We start from the raw sequence: 17,107 nt of genomic DNA on the forward strand, positions 1-17,107 counted from the left end.
ACGCTCCCCTTTTTCGTTAAAATAGGCCTTCTGGCCATAAAAAAAAGCCTGTCCGGAGCTGAATCTCCAGGCAAGCTTTATGCGCAGTCATAAAATGATCACCATACATTATCAGTTGTCGACATATCTCATATGCACAGTAGTCTACTGCACTGAAACCAAGCCAAAGTCAGGTACAAAACAAGACACGCTTGTCCGTCTGCAACTTTTTACAAACCCACAGCTCATTAACTTGATATATGATATGAAACGAATCCATCGACTAGCCGCCGCCAATAGGCGGTAATTCTGTTTCTTGTATAGTGTTCTAGGTTTCTCTACGCTGGCATTACCCAGATCAGATTTCACGGTCGGCGGCAAGGGCCACCCTCTCAGCCTGACTATCTCAAGCTCCCGACAATGCTTTTTAATTCACTATAATATATACCACATCTATGGCTTTGACAATCCTATAATCCGAAGAAACGTTTGGCTGTTTCCGTCGTCGCGATTTCGATCTCCATCATGCTCCGGCCTGTGCACTCAGCAATCGTAGCGGCGATGTGAGCGAGATACATCGGCTCATTACGCCCTTCTTTGGGCTTCACAGGCAGATTACGCGGGGTCAAAAATGGAGCATCCGTTTCAATCATCAACCGGTCGAGCGGAATATCCCTCACCAACTCACGCAGATGCTTGCCGCGCCGCTCATCACAGATCCAGCCAGTAATACCGATATACAGTCCCATTTCCACATACGTATGCAATTCCTGAGCAGTGCCAGTAAAACAATGCACCACCGCTTTATCGACAAGCCCTTGATGCTCTCGTAACATAGCGACAAAATCCTCATGCGCATCTCGTTCATGCAGAAATAACGGCATATGTAGCTCACCCGCCAGTTGAATCTGCTCTCCAAACCATCGGCGCTGTACATCACGCGGAGAAAAATCACGGTTATAGTCCAACCCGCATTCTCCTATGGATACGACCTGCGGCTGAACCGCGAGTTGGCGGAGCTGTTGAATCGTATCTGTGCTGCAATTTTTGGCATCATGGGGATGCACGCCAGCTGTAGCATACAGCTGACCAGGATAACGCGCTGCATACTGAGCAGCCTCTCGACTACTGCGGACACTGGTTCCAGTAATAATCAACGGTGTAATCCCTACAGCCGCTGCTCTCTCGACCACCTGTTCCCGATCTGTATGAAACGAACGGTGCATCAAGTTCACACCAATATCAATCAACGGTGTACTCCTGTCCATCTCAATCCCTCCTTCGCAAACTACAATCTCGGATCAATCGGCTCCGATTCCAGAGATAACGCGGCCAGGACGCATTCATGAATACGCTCCACCGTATCCTTGCGGACAAAACGTTCCACGCCCTCCATGCCAAGCGCTCCTTCCATCAAGGCATGACGCTCCTTTTTGTTCGTTCGACGCTGCTTCAGACGTTTTAAATTCTCAGGGGCAAGATAATCCATACCGTAAATGATGTGCAAGTACTTCCGGCCTCTCACCTTGATTGCAGGCTGAATCATCTTGTCCCGATTCTTCATCAAAAAGCGTTCCGGCTTGATCACAATGCCCTCATGACCATCCTCTGTCATCTCATTCCACCAGCGAATGACCTCTTCCTCGCTTGTTTCATCCGTGATGATACGATACTCTGTCTCCATAAATATAGAGGACAGTCCTGCCAGCTCCCGGTTGTGCTCCATATGCCAAATATGAGATTGGTCAAAAAACGTCTGTCCGCTGTGGGCCAGTGTATGAAACGGTGCAATACGAATTTCATCCAGACCGTCCACATCCCAGCAATATTTTTGAAAAGCCTCTTGGAACGTTACGGTATTGCCATATTTCCGTTCCATTTCCTCCAGCCAGTCTCCAACCTCTCGGCCTGCAACCTTCGCCTGCTTCAGCTTGTCTACCAGCTTACTGCGATCCAGCAGAGCTGCTTCACCCACATGCGCATACTGTGCAGCAATCAGTTCCCGAGCCTTGAGATTCCACGGTACAATTTCCGCATCCAGCAACACAAAATCCGTCTGGTTCTGTTCAAAATATCCGGCATCCACTAGATCCGCATTCAGCTTCTCCAGCACCTGCTTCCCAAAGCCTGACTCAAAGAAGGGTCGTCCGCTTCGGGTGTAGATCGTGCCCAATGTCGGGTAGCCTACATATTCAACAGCAGCCAGTTCGTTTTTGAATAATAGCAAAATCGCCCGACTACCCATATGCTTTTTCTCAGCTACCATCGTTTGTACGCCTTGACTGCGATAATAAGCTAGCGCTTCACGCGGATGCTCCAGATAACCTTCCTCTTCGGAAACCTTGGGGGCAGGACTCATCGTGGGCGGAATGTACACCAGTTCCTCCATCGGTACCGTCACATGTGACACGGTATCTATAGCGGTTTTGACCGATTCTCCTTGAACGCGCACTTCGCCATACGATTCCGTCAGCACACTGTAACCAGCGATGAGCTTACGTAAATTCGGCGGGGAAAACCGTTTTCTCTGCCACCGGACAAGTGGGCTATCGGGATCATTCGCATAATTCTCATGAGCCGGAACGCTGACAAATTCCTTTTCCGGATAACGATAAGCGGTCAGCATACCACCAAATACCACACCTTGATCAATATTCACCGTCTGATTGACAAGGGTAGGCTGCGGTCTCGGATCATGTCCCCATACTACTATTTCTCCCGATTCATGGTCTACGAACCAATCTTTGCGGATTGGTTTTCCGTCTGCATCCTGACCTTCCGTATCTCCATAACGACAGTAATCAGAAATACGCGCCGACTGTTTGCCAATAAAATGATCCTTGATCCCCGCATGAGTCACAACTACGTGCCGCAACCCGTTTCTGCCGAAAATAAGATGAGAGGGTGCATGTAGTAGAAAATCCCTCAACTCGCTTCTAAGCTGTTCCGCTGCTGCCTTGCCCGCTTTTTGTTCATATTGAACCATTTCCTCTGCGAATCGTTCATCTCCATGATTGAGAGTTACCTTTCTCCCATCAAGGTAACGACCGATTTTCCAGCCATGATTGCTGTCAATCATGTAGGCGAGTCCAGCGTCCACGTGCTTTTTCCAGAACTGCACCGCTAATAACGATTCTGGGCCACGGCTCATCACATCTCCGACAGACACCAGTCTTCTGCCTTCTGGATGATGGTATAGTCCTTCCGTATCTTCCATATATCCGAGCCGCTCTATCACTTCCAGCATCTCACGGTAGCACCCGTGAATGTCACCAATGATATCAATGCCTGCACCTATATCATGAAACAGCGGCTGAGCACGACGGGCAAAGTTAACCTTTTCTACATCCTTGAGGACATAACAAGCGTTAAAACCTTCTTCCCGGATACCGCGCAGGTTCCGCTTTAACAGCTGTGCCTGCTGCTTGACCCGTTGGCGGCCACGCGGATGCGCCCTACCTGAATCACGTTCCAGCAGCACAGATTCGGGCACATCCAGCACCAAGGCCATCACTGGTACATGCGCTTTGGCTGCCAGCTGTACATATTTCTGGCGATCCTCAGCATACAGATGAGTGGCATCCACAACCGTCAGCTTATTCAGACGACAGCGCATAGCCAGAATGGTATCCATCGCCTCAAACGCCTTGGCTGACATTTGCTGGTACTCATAAAACAGCACGTCCGATTCCAGCCTTGGAAGTCCGCTCCAGTCTATAAATTCCGTATCTCCGACCAGCTGGCGAAAATGATCCGAGGATACCACTTCCGTTTCCAGTAGAACCCCTTCGCTCACCAGCCTGTCCAGTAAAGTGGTTTTACCACTATTCGAGGCCCCTACCAATACAACCAGTCCAGCATGCGGTAAATCAATCGTTCGTTCGGATGAAATGCTCATGAATTCTTCGGCTCCTTTCTGCGCGTAAATACAGCCATTTGGGTCGGTTGTCCAAAGCCTTCGACCTCTTCTCCGATCCCTTCCAGCGCTAATGAATAAGGAGCTTCCTCAATCCATTGCTCGCATCGTTCACGAAACTCACTTCTGCTCCATTCAAATCGGTGATCGCCATGCCGCAGCTCTTGCTGATCCATACGATACACTTCGTTATATTCGCGATTGGGAGTCGTCACGATCAGCACACCCGGCTGATATTCTGTCACAATCGTATTCATCACCCGGTTCAGACGATGCTCATCCACGTGCTCAATGACTTCACACAGGATCATCACATCTTTCCCTCGCAATTGTTCATCATAATAAAAGAGAGAGCCTATCATAGGTGTAGGGCGAATTGCGTCGGCATGCCTTTCCAGCTTGGCAAAACGCTCCACAGCCCTCACCTGTGCATAAGCAGACGGCTCCACAGCCCAAATCTCTTCAATGCCCTTCATTCGGGCCAAGCGAGCCGAAAGCTTCCCTTCCCCTGAACCAAAATCTACGATTTTCTGTCTTCGGGGCAGCTTGCGAATCACATCCATAATGGCTTGATACCGCAGCTCATTGAGCCGTACAGTAGGCTGTTGCGTCTCTTCCTCCAGTGACTGTTCTTGCTGCTGATCCTGTTCGTGATTATGCTTTTGTTCTTGGATCGCATGTTTTTCAGTCCGTGTAGCAGCAGAATCAGATTGCTCAAATTGCTCAATCAGATTGGTAAAATGAAGTGTGCGTCGAATGATGAGCTCGCGCATCGGATGCTCTTGCAGCCAGCCTTCACCGTAACGTTTCAGCTTATCAAACTCTTCTTCGCTAATATAGTAGTGCTTATAATTATCCAACACTGGAATCAACAGCAATAACTGACGCAGCGCATATTGCACCGTCTGATGACCACTTAGCGTGACATATCTGACGGTGCTTCGATTTTTCAGCTGAAAAGAATAATCCGCTTCCCCTCGTTCTATGGTCACTTGATAGCCCAGCGGCGCAAATAGTCCCTCCACCACAGCATCTGGCAAATCCGACGCAACAGGCCCAAACGATAACTCCAATGCAAAAGGATGCTTCACCCATGCTGCATAGTCTTCCTTGGGTTTGCCGTTCAGGGCCGTGCCAAGCGCGCCGCGAATATAGGTACAGAACAAGCTACTGGTTACAAACTCCCGGTCATTAATATACTGTGTAATATCATAGCTATCTGGACTGTTTTTGACCAAATCTATCGAATCTGGCGAAGCCTGAATGACGATTTCTGCCTCTTCCTCGGTAAACACGGTGTACACCATGCGTACACGCGCACCCTTTTCCGTGCGATCATACGTATTATAGGGATTTTTGGCAAGCAAATGCGAAATCATCCCGGCATTATTTCCGGTTGCTTTTAGCGTGATATGCATACTCTACTTCTCCCTCCCAACTTATGTTTTCCATACTTCATTCACCGCAGCGCGGAACATATCATCCAACTGCTGATCCCGTCCGCCCTCCATATGCTGAAGCAAAGGCGCCTTCTGTTCAAAGTAAGCCATTTGCTGCTCGATAAAATCATTCACCACCGAAAGCTGTGGCTCCACATCCAGCTCCTCGCCCGCTTTTTTACGTTCCAGCAAATGTTCGATCACCTGAGAAAGTTCGGTATCAGCCGGAATGAATTCCTCCAGCAAGTCTACGAATTCCATCGGAGGCATGCTGTTGTATCGTTCAATCCAGCCACAGGCCAGCAGCGGGCGCAGCACGTAAAAATACTTTTTAATCTTCACCTGTTCACCTTGCAAATAATCCCGATAATTTCCCCGCGCCATATTCAGATAATGGTACATACAGGACTTCGGAGAGAAGGTTAACGGCGAGATCGCACGAATCTGATCAGCCACTGAATACTGCTCCAGATAGGGAATCGGAGATTGCAGCCATTCCAGCAAAGGCGGATTGGATTTGCGAAACAAATTGAGCGCCTTTTTCAAATCCCAGCCGTTTATATCCAGCAAATCGCTGATTGGCCGTTCAATCACATCCCGCTTATCAAAAATAGATAAATACCATTCTATGGGTCTTACATAGATAAATCGTACATCATAGTCACTGTCCTGTGAAGGAAACCCCCATGCCCGACTGCCTGATTCACAGGCGTATACAATGCGCACCTGCTCCTCCTGCTCCAACGCCCGCAGCTCACGCAAAATCGTTTCGCGCATTTCCGGTTGAATGAAACCCTGCCCATGCTTCACATCTGTCATGATGTTCCCTCCCTTATCATTAAAGTAATTCCCGAATCTGTTCTCTAACCGACTCCTCCGTTTCAGCTACCGATAAGCGGCGAAGACGCTCTGTCGTTTCCTCACCCCACATCTCAGAAGGCCATTCCTTGAGTACATGAAGCGCTGCATGACGATTGGAGGTCACCGGACTCCAGAGTCCGGCAGCAACTAGCTCTTGCCCCATTCCTTCGTAAGAAGACAATTGCTGAAGCAAAATACCCAGACACTGATGCGCTTCATACTCCGGTCCAAAGCCTGGCACATCAGCAGGACCAGAAGCAATCTCTTCCAGAGGCAAGCGCTTTTCTGCAAAAGCCACCAGCTTACGAGCCCGTTGTTCATCCTCTGTCCTGATGAGTTCAAAGTACAGATTAGGCTTGACTGGGTATTGGCTTAATTGATCAAATAGCACGGGCCATACATCTAGTGCTAGCATTCGAGCTACACGAATGGCATAGTGGAGATGCGGTGAATTTGCATGCTGTAGCTCCTGTTCTACCGGCTTTACCCACTGTGGATCGTCCATCATCTGCTGGCATATCGACGCGTAACGTTTACGCAATTCCGGCGTCCATTCATGCTCATAACGTGCCTCCCATGAATCGTCTTCTTCACCCAGAAAATCCGCAATATCCATGATGATCGTAAAATGCTTCACAGTCGTACACATGGCCTTAGCATGGCGAAGGTAGTTGCCTATGACCATAGCGGCATGCTCATAATCATCTATACTTTCCGCAGGTCCGCCTGCTGCCAGCAAAGCTGATAGAATATCACCCGCCCCGTCAAACAACTCCTGATCAATGTGCGGTACAGCGATGGCTGTATGCAGTTCGCCTTTATGAGCGCACTCATAAGCAAGATACTCATACATGACATTGTTGCGGAATCCTTCCCGTAATAACCAATCACGTATTTCCTGCCGTGTCGGCTCCAGCCGTTCTACTACGTGAATACGTCCCCAGCCATGTACCTGTGACGCTAACCTATACAACTGCTCGTTGGCCTGCTCCGAGATATTACGGATAGCTACAGCCGCATATAGCGTGAATTCATCATGCTTGGCTAGTGTTAAAATAAGCTCGTGGTGCTGATCCGTCTCCAGCAATCCAAGCAATGCAATGCCAAACTTCACCACATTACGATGTGCTCCGTGTTCAGCCAGCCAACGTGCTTCCTCATACAATCGATCCGGCTGAATTGCTGGATGCTCCCGCACCGCATCTAGCAGCGGATCAATCAGGCTGAGTGCATTTTCCTCCATCAAGCGTACATACGTCTCACGTCTCGTCTTCATCCCTGGCTTGCGGCATTGTCTGGACAACAACTGCACCAGATCCTTAATTTTGTCAGTCTCTCCATCTCCGCCAGCGCCATGATGCCCAAACGCTCCATCCAGCCCTCCTGCCACCCAACGCATCTTGTGACCTGCCCAGTATTCTTCATCATCTGGCAAATGATCATCCGTAAGCCTACCCTGAGGATCCAGTCCCTGCTTAATCGTTTCATAAATCGAAAGCTTACCTACCCATGGATATAACACTTCATTTTTGAATCGTCCAAACATGTTGCATCACCCTTCTGTTATGTATTGCTTCTTACTTATCATGCTACCTTATATCCCTATAATCCTTTATTTTGGAAGTCATGAACATGGTGAAAGTATTACAAAGATGAATAAATTACCTTTTTCCTGCATCCCTTCCCTGTTAGAATAAAGGGATACTTATTTTCGGAGAACGGCTACAGAAACGGGGAATGCATCATGGCGAGAGAGAGTTTTGATAAAGAAATTCAATTCCTGCGTATGCTCACACTAACAAGCGGCGCTTATAATCGGCAGCAATTTGCAGACAGACTTGGCATTTCGGTACATACCTTTGATAAAACGATCCGGCGCCTCAAGGAAATCGTCCAATCCGTACAACAGCAGCTGCCTGCGGAACAGGGACATGATTTTAATGAGATGCTGCGCTTTAATTATTACGAATCCGCTGATCCATTGCTGTTATTTCTGTTTCGGGCCAAATCGCTCAAGGAATCGGAAAGCGTCCGCTTATCCCTTCTGCTGACAGCGCTACAGTCACAGCCTATGACCACCATGGAACTGTTGGATGCTTGCTGCAATGGCCTGCCTTCCGACAGTTCACTGCCAGATGAGAAAACAATCCGTTCTGATCTGAAATATCTGGTCGAAGTCGGCGTGGTTCGTAAGGAGCCTGGCGGCAGACCTTATCGCTATGCTGTCCGCAATGATCTGGTGACAGAACTGACGGACGAGGAATTACTGGACTTATATGATTTTGTGGACATTATGGCCAACACCCAGCTCCCCTCTGTGCAGGGATATCTGTTACGAGATCATCTTAAAAAAGCTATGCGCCGTCAGCTCGGAGATCGTGAGATGGCAGAGCCTTTTTTATATAAATACCATTATTATTCACGCATTCTGGACGAAGCCCATATTCATCCGCTTCTGCATGCCATTCGGCAACGTCGCTGCGTAAGCTTTTTATATTTTTCGGCGTCCAAACGAAGCATGTACGGGTCACAGAACACAAACCCACGGTTTGAAAAAGAGACCGAAGGCCGTGAACATACCATTCTGCCCCTGCAAGTCATCTATGATCATCAATACGGACGTTGGTATGTGCTTGGTCATGTAGGCGGCAAAGGAATCATGAAGTTTCGAATGGAGGGCATGACTCAATTGGTGGAGGGCAAGCCTGTCCCAGAGCAGCTTTATGCCGACCTGTTATCCGTGTTAGAAGAAAAAATGCGGTACAGCTGGCTTGTTGATACGGGTCGTCCCGTGAAGGTACGGGTACGTTTTTTTAATCCTGAGGGTGCAAAGCGCAACTTTATCCGGGAACGTGTACTGTCACAGGGACAATGGGGTGCAATTACGGAGGAAGAAAGTGAATCCTTTATCTATGAAATCACAGTGAATGGAATCACTGAGATTAAACCGTGGATTCGCAGCTTCGGATCAAGCTGTGAGGTATTGGAGCCCCAGCGGCTGCGTAAGGAATTCAGACAGGAATGGAAGGAGCTGCAAGCCTATTATGAGCCTGTTCGAGAAAATATTTAACTATCAGATCGTCTCACGACTGGATGAATCGGGCGCTTTTGCTACCACATCGCAGGAAAGAGTCTGGCTTAAGTCCATGCTTGCAGACTCGGCAGCGACAGAGGCTTTTACCCCCTCTACACTTGATAAGCTTCGGCAATTACTTGCAGACGACGAGCCTCTGGAGGCTGATGGTAGCCTGCGCGAAAAAGCAGGGGTTCCTGCTGCTTCGGTTTATCATCCACTCCTGCGTGAATTGCGTTCCATTCTGCGATCCCGTTCAGGCATCTGTATGACCTACAAACTGCGCAACGGACGCCTGCATGAGCGAATGTCCGGATTCCCATACAAGCTGGAGTTTTCCATGGTCAAAAAAGAATGGAGTCTGCTGTGGTATAATCGTCGCCACCGCGCATTTATGTCCACTAAGCTGTCCAACATCGTAACCGTTACGGAGGATGAGATCCTACCTGAAGAAGCCGAGATGTTTACCCAACGAATACTCGGTATACTGGAGTCACGCAAAGAACAGGGCATCATCGAAATTATTCCTGTATATAACGGTGAAATGTCTCGTATTTTATATGCTTTTTCCTGTTTTGAAAAGGAGGTCGAATATGATCAGGAAGCAGATACCTATCGTATTACGCTCACTTTCCAGGCAGACGAATGTGAATATGTGTTATCCAAAATCCGCTTCCTCGGCAAACGTGTCAAGGTCGTCCAAGGCTCTCGATTAATATCGCGAATGAAGGAAACAACAGCCAAGGCCCTCGCACGATACGAAGAGGAATAGCTGCTGAAGAAACATAGGATGAATCCACGTAAAGGCCCTCCCTCCGTCTGCTAATGAGACGAAAGGAGGGCCTATTAAATACAGTACGTATAAACGAAACGAGGCCATGTACTTACATCCGCACACGTCTGCTGTAACAAGCTAGTCCGCAGTACCAGTTACGGCAAGGCTTGACCGCGCGCACTTACATACAATTGATACCATTCCTCACGGGTCATCAGTTCGCTCTGGCGTTCGGCATCCTGACATGCTTGGATTCGTTCAGGATTGGCGCTGCCAATGACAGGCTGAATCCGTGCCGGATGCTTCATAAGCCAGCCCAGGACGATCGCTTCACGTGTCGTCTCCTTTTCAGAGGCCAGTTTTTGTACCAGCTCTGCCGTCTTACGGATATGCTCAGGTTTTCCTTCCAGAGAACCTCCGCTAAAACGCCCCTGCGCCAGCGGTCCCCAAGCCTGGAGCTGAATATCCTCGGTTTGGCAATATTCCAGCAAACCTTCGCCAAAATGTACATTCGTCCCTGCCTGCTGGTTCACGTGTACGGTCTGATCTATAAAATGCAGATGTGCCAGGCTCATCTCCAGCTGATTAGCAATCAGTGGCTCCGTTAGGCTGCGCTCCAGAAAACGAATTTGGCTTACATTCATATTGGAAACGCCAAAATGCCGTACTTTGCCGGATGTCTTAAGCTCGCTGAACGCCTTTGCTACTTCTTCCGGCTCTACCAGCGGATCGGGGCGGTGCAGCAGCAGGATATCCAAATATTCAGTACTCAGACGCTTCAGGATACCGTCCACGGACTCCATAATATGATCATATGAGAAATCAAAACGACCCGGGAGCGTACCATCCGGCAGAAAAATTCCGCATTTGGATTGAATGACGATTTGTTCACGCAAGCCTGGCTGTCCCTTTAAAATCCGACCGAAAATTTCTTCCGCTTTTCCCATACGATAGATATCCGCATGATCAAACATCGTAATTCCGATGGATTGTGCAGCATCTACAGTTCTCTCCGCTTCAACAACATGCCCCTGTGTAAACGGTGCATGGCTCCATTCTCCACCAAAAGGCATGCAACCGAGCACCAGCCGACTATTGGAGATCCCTCGTTTCTGTATAGGCATAATCTTCATGCTGCTCCTCCTTCAATCCTCAAATATTTCGTGCTATCAATATTCAAACAGCTCTTGAAACCGCTATCACACAATTATTTTACCACTTACTTACGGTCATGTATCACTTTGGCCCCGATTCGCGTCTATTTATCCGAATATCCCCATGCTCAGATAACGCTCTCCGGTATCCGGGGCAATACAGAGTACCCGTTTGCCTGCTCCCAAACGCCGAGCTTCCTGAATGGCCGTCCATATTGTAGCTCCGCTGGAGGGCCCGACGAGAATCCCTTCCTGAGCAGCAATTGCTCGTGTCACAGCAATCGCATCCTCATCGGAAACCTGGATGATTTCGTCATACACCTCCGTATTCAGCACGGTAGGAACAAAGCCCGGACTCGTTCCCACCAGCTTATGTGGACCGGGCTTTCCCCCGGACAGTACGGGCGAACCCTTAGGCTCGACCACAACAATCCGCAGATCCGGCAAATGCTGGCGCAGCACTTCACCTGTTCCCGTAATGGTCCCACCCGTTCCCGAAGAAGCGACGAACACATCCAACTTTCCTTCCGTCTGCTCTAAAATTTCAAGTGCTGTGGTTGTACGGTGGATATCGGGGTTGGCCTCATTTTCAAACTGATGTGGGATAAAACTTCCTTCAATTTCTGTCCCCAGTTCAAGAGCTTTGCGAATCGCTCCTGGCATCCGTTCTTCCGCTGGTGTCAGTACGACCTCAGCCCCGTAGGCTTTTAAAATATTGATCCGTTCCTTCGTCATATTCGAAGGCATCACCAAAATTGCGCGGTAACCTCGGGCTGCCGCATTCATCGCTAGACCAATTCCCGTGTTGCCACTGGTCGGTTCAATAATGGTGCCTCCGGGCTTTAGATGCCCCGCCTTTTCCGCCTCGGCAATCAGGTTGCCCGCGGCCCGATCTTTAACACTACCGCTTGGATTAAAATACTCCAGCTTCACATATACTTCCGCATCCTGCGGTCCTGTGAGCCGTTGCAGCCGCACACAAGGCGTATCCCCGATTAAGTCCGTAATACTATGTACCACTTTAAGTGTCATCGTTATATCCTCCCCGGATTATTCCTTACAACGTCATTCCCTATCTTCATATCATACTACCAAAATAACATAATTGGCTCCTTCCAACCTGTCGCTTTTGTAAATTACACAAACCTTATCAGCTTAGTATGTAAAATTCTTGCAAAATGGGTCGCCAGATGTCGCCTGGAATGATATACTCGCATTACTATTTTTTCAGGAGGATACAAGAAACTTATGAGTACTCAAGAAAATATGACAGCTAATCGCTTTCCCCCCTCCTTGCTATGGTTAACCCTTGGTGCCTTCGCCATCGGCATGACCGAATTCGTCATTATGGGACTTCTGCCCAATGTAGCCCATGATCTTCATGTTACGATTCCGCAAGCCGGGCAATTAATCACCAGTTACGCGCTTGGTGTAGCCATTGGCGCACCTGTGCTTACTGTATTAACCCATAAGGTTCCACAAAAGAAGCTACTGTGTCTGCTGATGTCCATATTCATTCTAGGGAATCTTTTTTCCGTCATTGCTCCTAACTACGAGCTTCTGATTGCGGCCCGTATGGCTACTGCGTTATCGCACGGAACCTTCCTGGGTGCCGGTTCCCTGATCGCTGCCCGGCTGGTCCGTCCTGATAAGCGGGCAGGGGCCATCTCTATGGTGCTAACCGGATTGACGGTAGCGAACATTATTGGCGTGCCCTTCGGCACCTTTATCGGACAGCAGCTCGGCTGGCGCGCTTCCTTTGGAGCCATTGTTGTGATCGGCTTGATTTCTCTCTTCGGTATTATTCGTTACATTCCGGTGATTCAGCAGGACAAGCCTTCCAGTCTCAAGCAAGAAGTCAAGAGCTTAATTAATCCAAAAGTGCTGCTGATGCTGCTGACAGGTGCAGTTGGCTGTGGTAGCTTGTTCACTGTCTTTACGTACATTACGCCCATGCTTACGGATATTAGCGGCTTTGCCGAGCACAGCATTACCTGGATTCTCGTCCTGTTCGGCCTAGGCGTCACGATTGGCAACATCGTTGGCGGGAAGCTCGCAGATTGGAAGCTGCTTCCGTCCTTGGTTGCAAACTATGCTGTACTGGCCATTATTCTGGCCATTCTGACGTTTACGCTTCAAAACAAGGTACTAGCCGTGATCACTGTCTTTATCTGGGGGATTGCCGCATTCGGCATCATGCCGGGGATTCAGGTTCGTATCATGAATCTGGCCTATGAGGCTCCTTTGCTAGCCTCTACCTCCAGCCATTCCGCATTGAATCTGGGCAACGCAGGCGGTGCTTTTATCGGAGGAGTCGTGATTAACCAAATGGGGCTACCCGCCATTCCATGGGTTGCATCACTCATTACTGTCGGCGGTCTGCTACTGATGCTGGTCAGCTACATGATGGATCGCAAGACGGCTCATACTGAAGCGATAGCAGAGATACAGTCATAAGAAAAAGGACTTTCGTTCATTAGAGCGAAAGTCCCTTTTTTATGGTCTACATCCACGCATCCTGCCTCGTCGTTCAGCTTAACCAACCATCAAAAAAGTCTCGGTATCCCTGCTTCATCACCTGACTCGAAAACTGTTCCATGGCGTATGCCTGATTCTCCGCAGAAACCCGGCGAGGTGAAGCCGCAGCCATATTGACCAGCTCGAACCAGTTTTTCTCATTTCCTGAAAAAGAATGCGTAGAGCTGATGTGCCCATAGCAAGGGTGCTCGGGTTTCACCACGATCTTCCCCATCGCGAGCGCTTCGGTCAGCGGCATTGCGAACGTATCGAATTTGGAGCAGCTCCAATACACCTTCGCCGTGTTCATCAGTGCAAACACCTCGTCTTGCGTCAATGCAAATTGAAGTTTTACATTGTCCGGGATGTCGTACTTCTTTATGCTCTCCTTGTAGCGTTCACCACCAAACACCATATAGACATCCTTGTCAGGATTATGCCGCGCATACTCCAGCACCAGATCCGGACGCCGATTTTCTTCATCTCTACCAATCCACATCACCCGGTTCTCCACCACTTGTGAGGGATCAAAATGCTTTTCCACCAGCCGCTCATTAAATCCGATCGGGATGACTGTCACATCGGTTACGCCAAACTTCGAGGCCATCTCCTGCTTGAGAAAGGCAGTCTGTACGATAGCCTTGTCCACAATCTGATAAAAAGGCTTCATCATCTCATAGCCTGTCAGTGCCGGATCTGGAAAACTATGCGGAAAGAGCACGCTGTTTTTAAAAAACATGTTCAAATAAGTAAAGCCAGATACCGTATAAATAACGTGCTCAATCTGCTGCTCATGCAGTTGATCCAGTACAATGTCATAATTGACCAGGTCACTCTTTTCATGCTCATAGCCTGGAAGCCAGTCATGGCTACTTACGTGGCGCTCCGGCGATACAAATACGATATCTACCCCCAGTTCCAATCCGATCTGCTTCAGACGTTCTGCAAAAATACGAGGCCCTTGCGCTTCAGCAAATTGTATTTTTCTCATGACCAAACCGACTTTTTTCATGGATTTATTTCCCTACCTTCTTTGGCTGACTATATAGAATCTGTGCCTTAAGCCACTACTTGCATGGTTGGACTTGTACCCCATCCATCATCGCTGTACATTGGTTTAAACAAGCTAACGTTGCATCCAATTGGGACTCTAATTGCTCTTTTGACCATTTGCCGCTATTTCTATGCAGTTCCGTTCCAATCCTTTGCAAATCATTTGTGATTAATAATAACATCCAGAGCGAAAATACCACAGCAAACATACCATACTCCTGTATAAATGCCGTTCGATCACCCTTTATCCCCAACAGCTCCAGCTGTTCCAGATAGGTGTCCAGCATACGAATACGCAATTCAGACGTCATGTGTCGGGGGAACAACGGATGAGACATGTCGATCAGGTGATATACATCCCACAGCGGTGTGTTTAGATGAGCATGCTCCCAATCCAGCACCCTTAGCCGCTCCCCACTCAACGCATAGTTCCCCGGATGAAGATCACCATGAGACAGTACAAGCTGGTGTGAAAAAGATAGATGCTCCAGTTGTGCATAAATACGCTGCATCTGCTGCTTCGAAAAACCGAGTGAGCTGCAAAGCTCTAACATATCTGGCTTGCGTGTGTGCAGCTCGGAAACCATCTCCTGGATGAGCGGCTTCGGTCCACGCAATGGCATCCCGGCAAAACGACCCGGCGGCAAAGCATGCCACCTTGCGACAAGTCCAACAGCTTGCAATAGGGTTTCATCTGCATGTAGATGATGTAACGGACCAAGATCCTCAAACACCATCCATTCTCCTCCGCCATCTGCGTCTGTATCGGAACAAGCTAGCAATTGGGGATAGATGGGTGATAATGCTGGAAGCACATGCTCATACACCCATCTCTCCCGTCCCTTCTGATCATCATTGGTCAGGGGTTTAAATATATAACTTTCAGAGGAGGACACGTAAAAACGTTCCACATGTCGGCCATTCGTACCTGTATATAAAATTTCACGACTGTGCACCAGCGTATCATTTAAAGTACCGTCATGATTCACATATTGATGAAATAGATTCATAGCCACCCAACTTTTTTGTATAAAATGTAATAGCACGATCATAACATAGTCCTCGTTCTGAACGAAGCCCAGATCATCTTAGGGTTAACTTAACATACCAAAAAAGGGGCATGTCCTATCAGATCATACGACCTGTTGGACAGCCCCTTTCCTATCGTACTCCTATCCTACGCTAACGATTAGTATTTAGTATTGCCGGACTCGCTCGTATTGCCAGATTTAAAACCTTTGAACAATTGTTTTACATTATGATAACGAGTATTCGTAATTTTAGCTTTGCTGTTAGGACCGTCCGATCTGAGGATCGAATCCTTGACGTTGGAAATATCCGAGTTATCCAAAGTCATATTCACCCTAAACGTAGAGCCCCCAAGTTGGCGAACCAGCTTACCGATATCATCGGCTCTAAAGTTTTTAATGTTAATCGTGCCTTCGGCATTGATTTGGAATACTTTATCATATGCATGAAACGCTCCACCACCTGTAATGTTCACCGTGCCTGGTTCTTTAAGCGTCAATGCATCTTCACCGACATCCTCCCACGTTACGTTGGAAATGGTGCCATTGCCATATACATGCACACCATCCGCAGCAGGCGCAGCGATGATCACATTTTTCAGCGTTGCATTATTTTCTAGCTTAAAGATAGGCTTTTGAGCCTCTTTCTGGCTTCCATCTCCCAAGGTATCGGGGTCAGCCACTACGGTCTTGCCTTTACCATCGTATACTTCTCCAGCTTTAACAAGTATGGTCTTGTGAACGACCTCTGGAGCTGCATGGGCAGAGTAATTGCCGACAAATAACGCGATTAACATACCGGATAAAGCGATACTCATTCCCTTTTTCAATACTTTAGCTGTGTTTGTTTTCATTTCAATTCATCCCTCTCCTAGATCGTTTTTTATTCTTATCTCCAATTCTTCGTTGACTAGAGCGCAAGCGCGTAGACCGTATCACCACCTTCGTACAATGAACCCATTGACCGATACATGTCCGTAAAGTGATATTTAACTATTTGCATATGTATACTTGGTTTTTGGTTCAAAGTAGCTTCTTTTTTTATAAATTAAATCAATCACAAATTGTAAATAGAGCGATTACATTTACAATTTGCATAACTCTATTATATTCCTACTTCCAATAATTTCAATACGTTTTTCGGCAAAATATGTCCTTTTTTTCAATTAAGTACACAATATTGCCTCTTTTATACTTGTACAAGTTTGTTTTTCTTCCATTTACGCATTAAATAACATTTGAATACCTCATCTCGTTTACATGCTGTTTATCACTCCATTGGTAATCAGAGTCTCTTTTATCGTATACCTCA

13 protein-coding genes are annotated in these 17,107 nt (G+C 47.9%); 3 read left to right on the forward strand and 10 right to left on the reverse strand.

Annotation, left to right across the window (positions count from 1 at the left end; genetic code table 11):
- Positions 1-449: 449 nt before the first annotated feature.
- Genes MMB75_RS16220 through MMB75_RS16240 form a run of 5 tightly spaced genes read right to left on the reverse strand, consistent with a single transcriptional unit; the run spans position 450 to position 7,741 of the window.
- Positions 450-1,247 carry a TatD family hydrolase gene (locus MMB75_RS16220; RefSeq protein ID WP_064962530.1) on the reverse strand — a complete coding sequence of 266 codons (798 nt, stop codon included), beginning with the start codon at positions 1,245-1,247 and terminating at the stop codon, positions 450-452.
- A 20-nt stretch (positions 1,248-1,267) separates the two neighbouring features.
- Positions 1,268-3,877, reverse strand: a complete 2,610-nt coding sequence (locus tag MMB75_RS16225) for a polynucleotide kinase-phosphatase (protein ID WP_277508815.1) — start codon at positions 3,875-3,877, stop codon at positions 1,268-1,270.
- Complete coding sequence (locus MMB75_RS16230) at positions 3,874-5,313, reverse strand: 3' terminal RNA ribose 2'-O-methyltransferase Hen1 (protein ID WP_064962532.1); 1,440 nt, start codon at positions 5,311-5,313, stop codon at positions 3,874-3,876. The genes MMB75_RS16225 and MMB75_RS16230 overlap by 4 nt, the downstream gene beginning before the upstream one ends.
- Positions 5,314-5,334: 21 nt before the next feature.
- On the reverse strand, positions 5,335-6,153 hold the full coding sequence (locus MMB75_RS16235) for a nucleotidyltransferase domain-containing protein (protein WP_064962533.1): 819 nt from the start codon (positions 6,151-6,153) through the stop codon (positions 5,335-5,337).
- Positions 6,154-6,172: 19 nt separating this feature from the next.
- Positions 6,173-7,741, reverse strand: a complete 1,569-nt coding sequence (locus MMB75_RS16240; RefSeq protein WP_277508822.1) for a limonene hydroxylase — start codon at positions 7,739-7,741, stop codon at positions 6,173-6,175.
- Positions 7,742-7,939: 198 nt separating this feature from the next.
- On the opposite strand from MMB75_RS16240, the gene MMB75_RS16245 reads away from it, so the two are divergent.
- Positions 7,940-9,265, forward strand: coding sequence for a helix-turn-helix transcriptional regulator (locus tag MMB75_RS16245; protein WP_277508825.1), 1,326 nt, complete (start codon positions 7,940-7,942; stop codon positions 9,263-9,265).
- Positions 9,240-10,040: a WYL domain-containing protein gene (locus tag MMB75_RS16250; RefSeq protein WP_058710811.1), complete on the forward strand. Its 801-nt coding sequence runs from the start codon at positions 9,240-9,242 to the stop codon at positions 10,038-10,040. The genes MMB75_RS16245 and MMB75_RS16250 overlap by 26 nt, the downstream gene beginning before the upstream one ends.
- 158 nt (positions 10,041-10,198) lie before the next feature.
- Here the strand turns inward: MMB75_RS16250 and MMB75_RS16255 are convergent, their stop codons facing one another.
- Together MMB75_RS16255 and cysK are read right to left on the reverse strand one after the other, a co-directional pair.
- The gene (locus tag MMB75_RS16255; RefSeq protein WP_045244175.1) at positions 10,199-11,176 is read right to left on the reverse strand and encodes an aldo/keto reductase; all 978 of its coding nucleotides are present in this window, start codon (positions 11,174-11,176) and stop codon (positions 10,199-10,201) included.
- A gap of 129 nt (positions 11,177-11,305) precedes the next feature.
- A complete protein-coding gene (gene cysK / locus MMB75_RS16260) occupies positions 11,306-12,229 on the reverse strand; it encodes a cysteine synthase A (protein WP_025364105.1) in 924 nt (307 codons plus the stop codon).
- Between the two features lie 216 nt (positions 12,230-12,445).
- Here cysK and MMB75_RS16265 point away from each other — a divergent pair, with 216 nt between their 5' ends.
- The gene (locus tag MMB75_RS16265; RefSeq protein WP_045244176.1) at positions 12,446-13,654 is read left to right on the forward strand and encodes an MFS transporter; all 1,209 of its coding nucleotides are present in this window, start codon (positions 12,446-12,448) and stop codon (positions 13,652-13,654) included.
- A gap of 73 nt (positions 13,655-13,727) precedes the next feature.
- On the opposite strand, the gene MMB75_RS16270 is transcribed toward MMB75_RS16265, so the two are convergent.
- The 3 genes from MMB75_RS16270 to MMB75_RS16280 all read right to left on the reverse strand — a co-directional run bounded on the left by MMB75_RS16270 (position 13,728) and on the right by MMB75_RS16280 (position 16,649).
- Positions 13,728-14,726 carry a glycosyltransferase gene (locus MMB75_RS16270; RefSeq protein ID WP_045244177.1) on the reverse strand — a complete coding sequence of 333 codons (999 nt, stop codon included), beginning with the start codon at positions 14,724-14,726 and terminating at the stop codon, positions 13,728-13,730.
- A 55-nt stretch (positions 14,727-14,781) separates the two neighbouring features.
- Positions 14,782-15,819, reverse strand: a complete 1,038-nt coding sequence (locus tag MMB75_RS16275; protein WP_196300129.1) for a phosphotransferase family protein — start codon at positions 15,817-15,819, stop codon at positions 14,782-14,784.
- A gap of 137 nt (positions 15,820-15,956) precedes the next feature.
- Positions 15,957-16,649, reverse strand: coding sequence for a pectate lyase (locus tag MMB75_RS16280; protein ID WP_016819868.1), 693 nt, complete (start codon positions 16,647-16,649; stop codon positions 15,957-15,959).
- Positions 16,650-17,107: the final 458 nt, after the last annotated feature.

It is taken from the genome of Paenibacillus sp. P2(2022), from assembly GCF_029522175.1.
Lineage (GTDB): Bacteria > Bacillota > Bacilli > Paenibacillales > Paenibacillaceae > Paenibacillus > Paenibacillus polymyxa.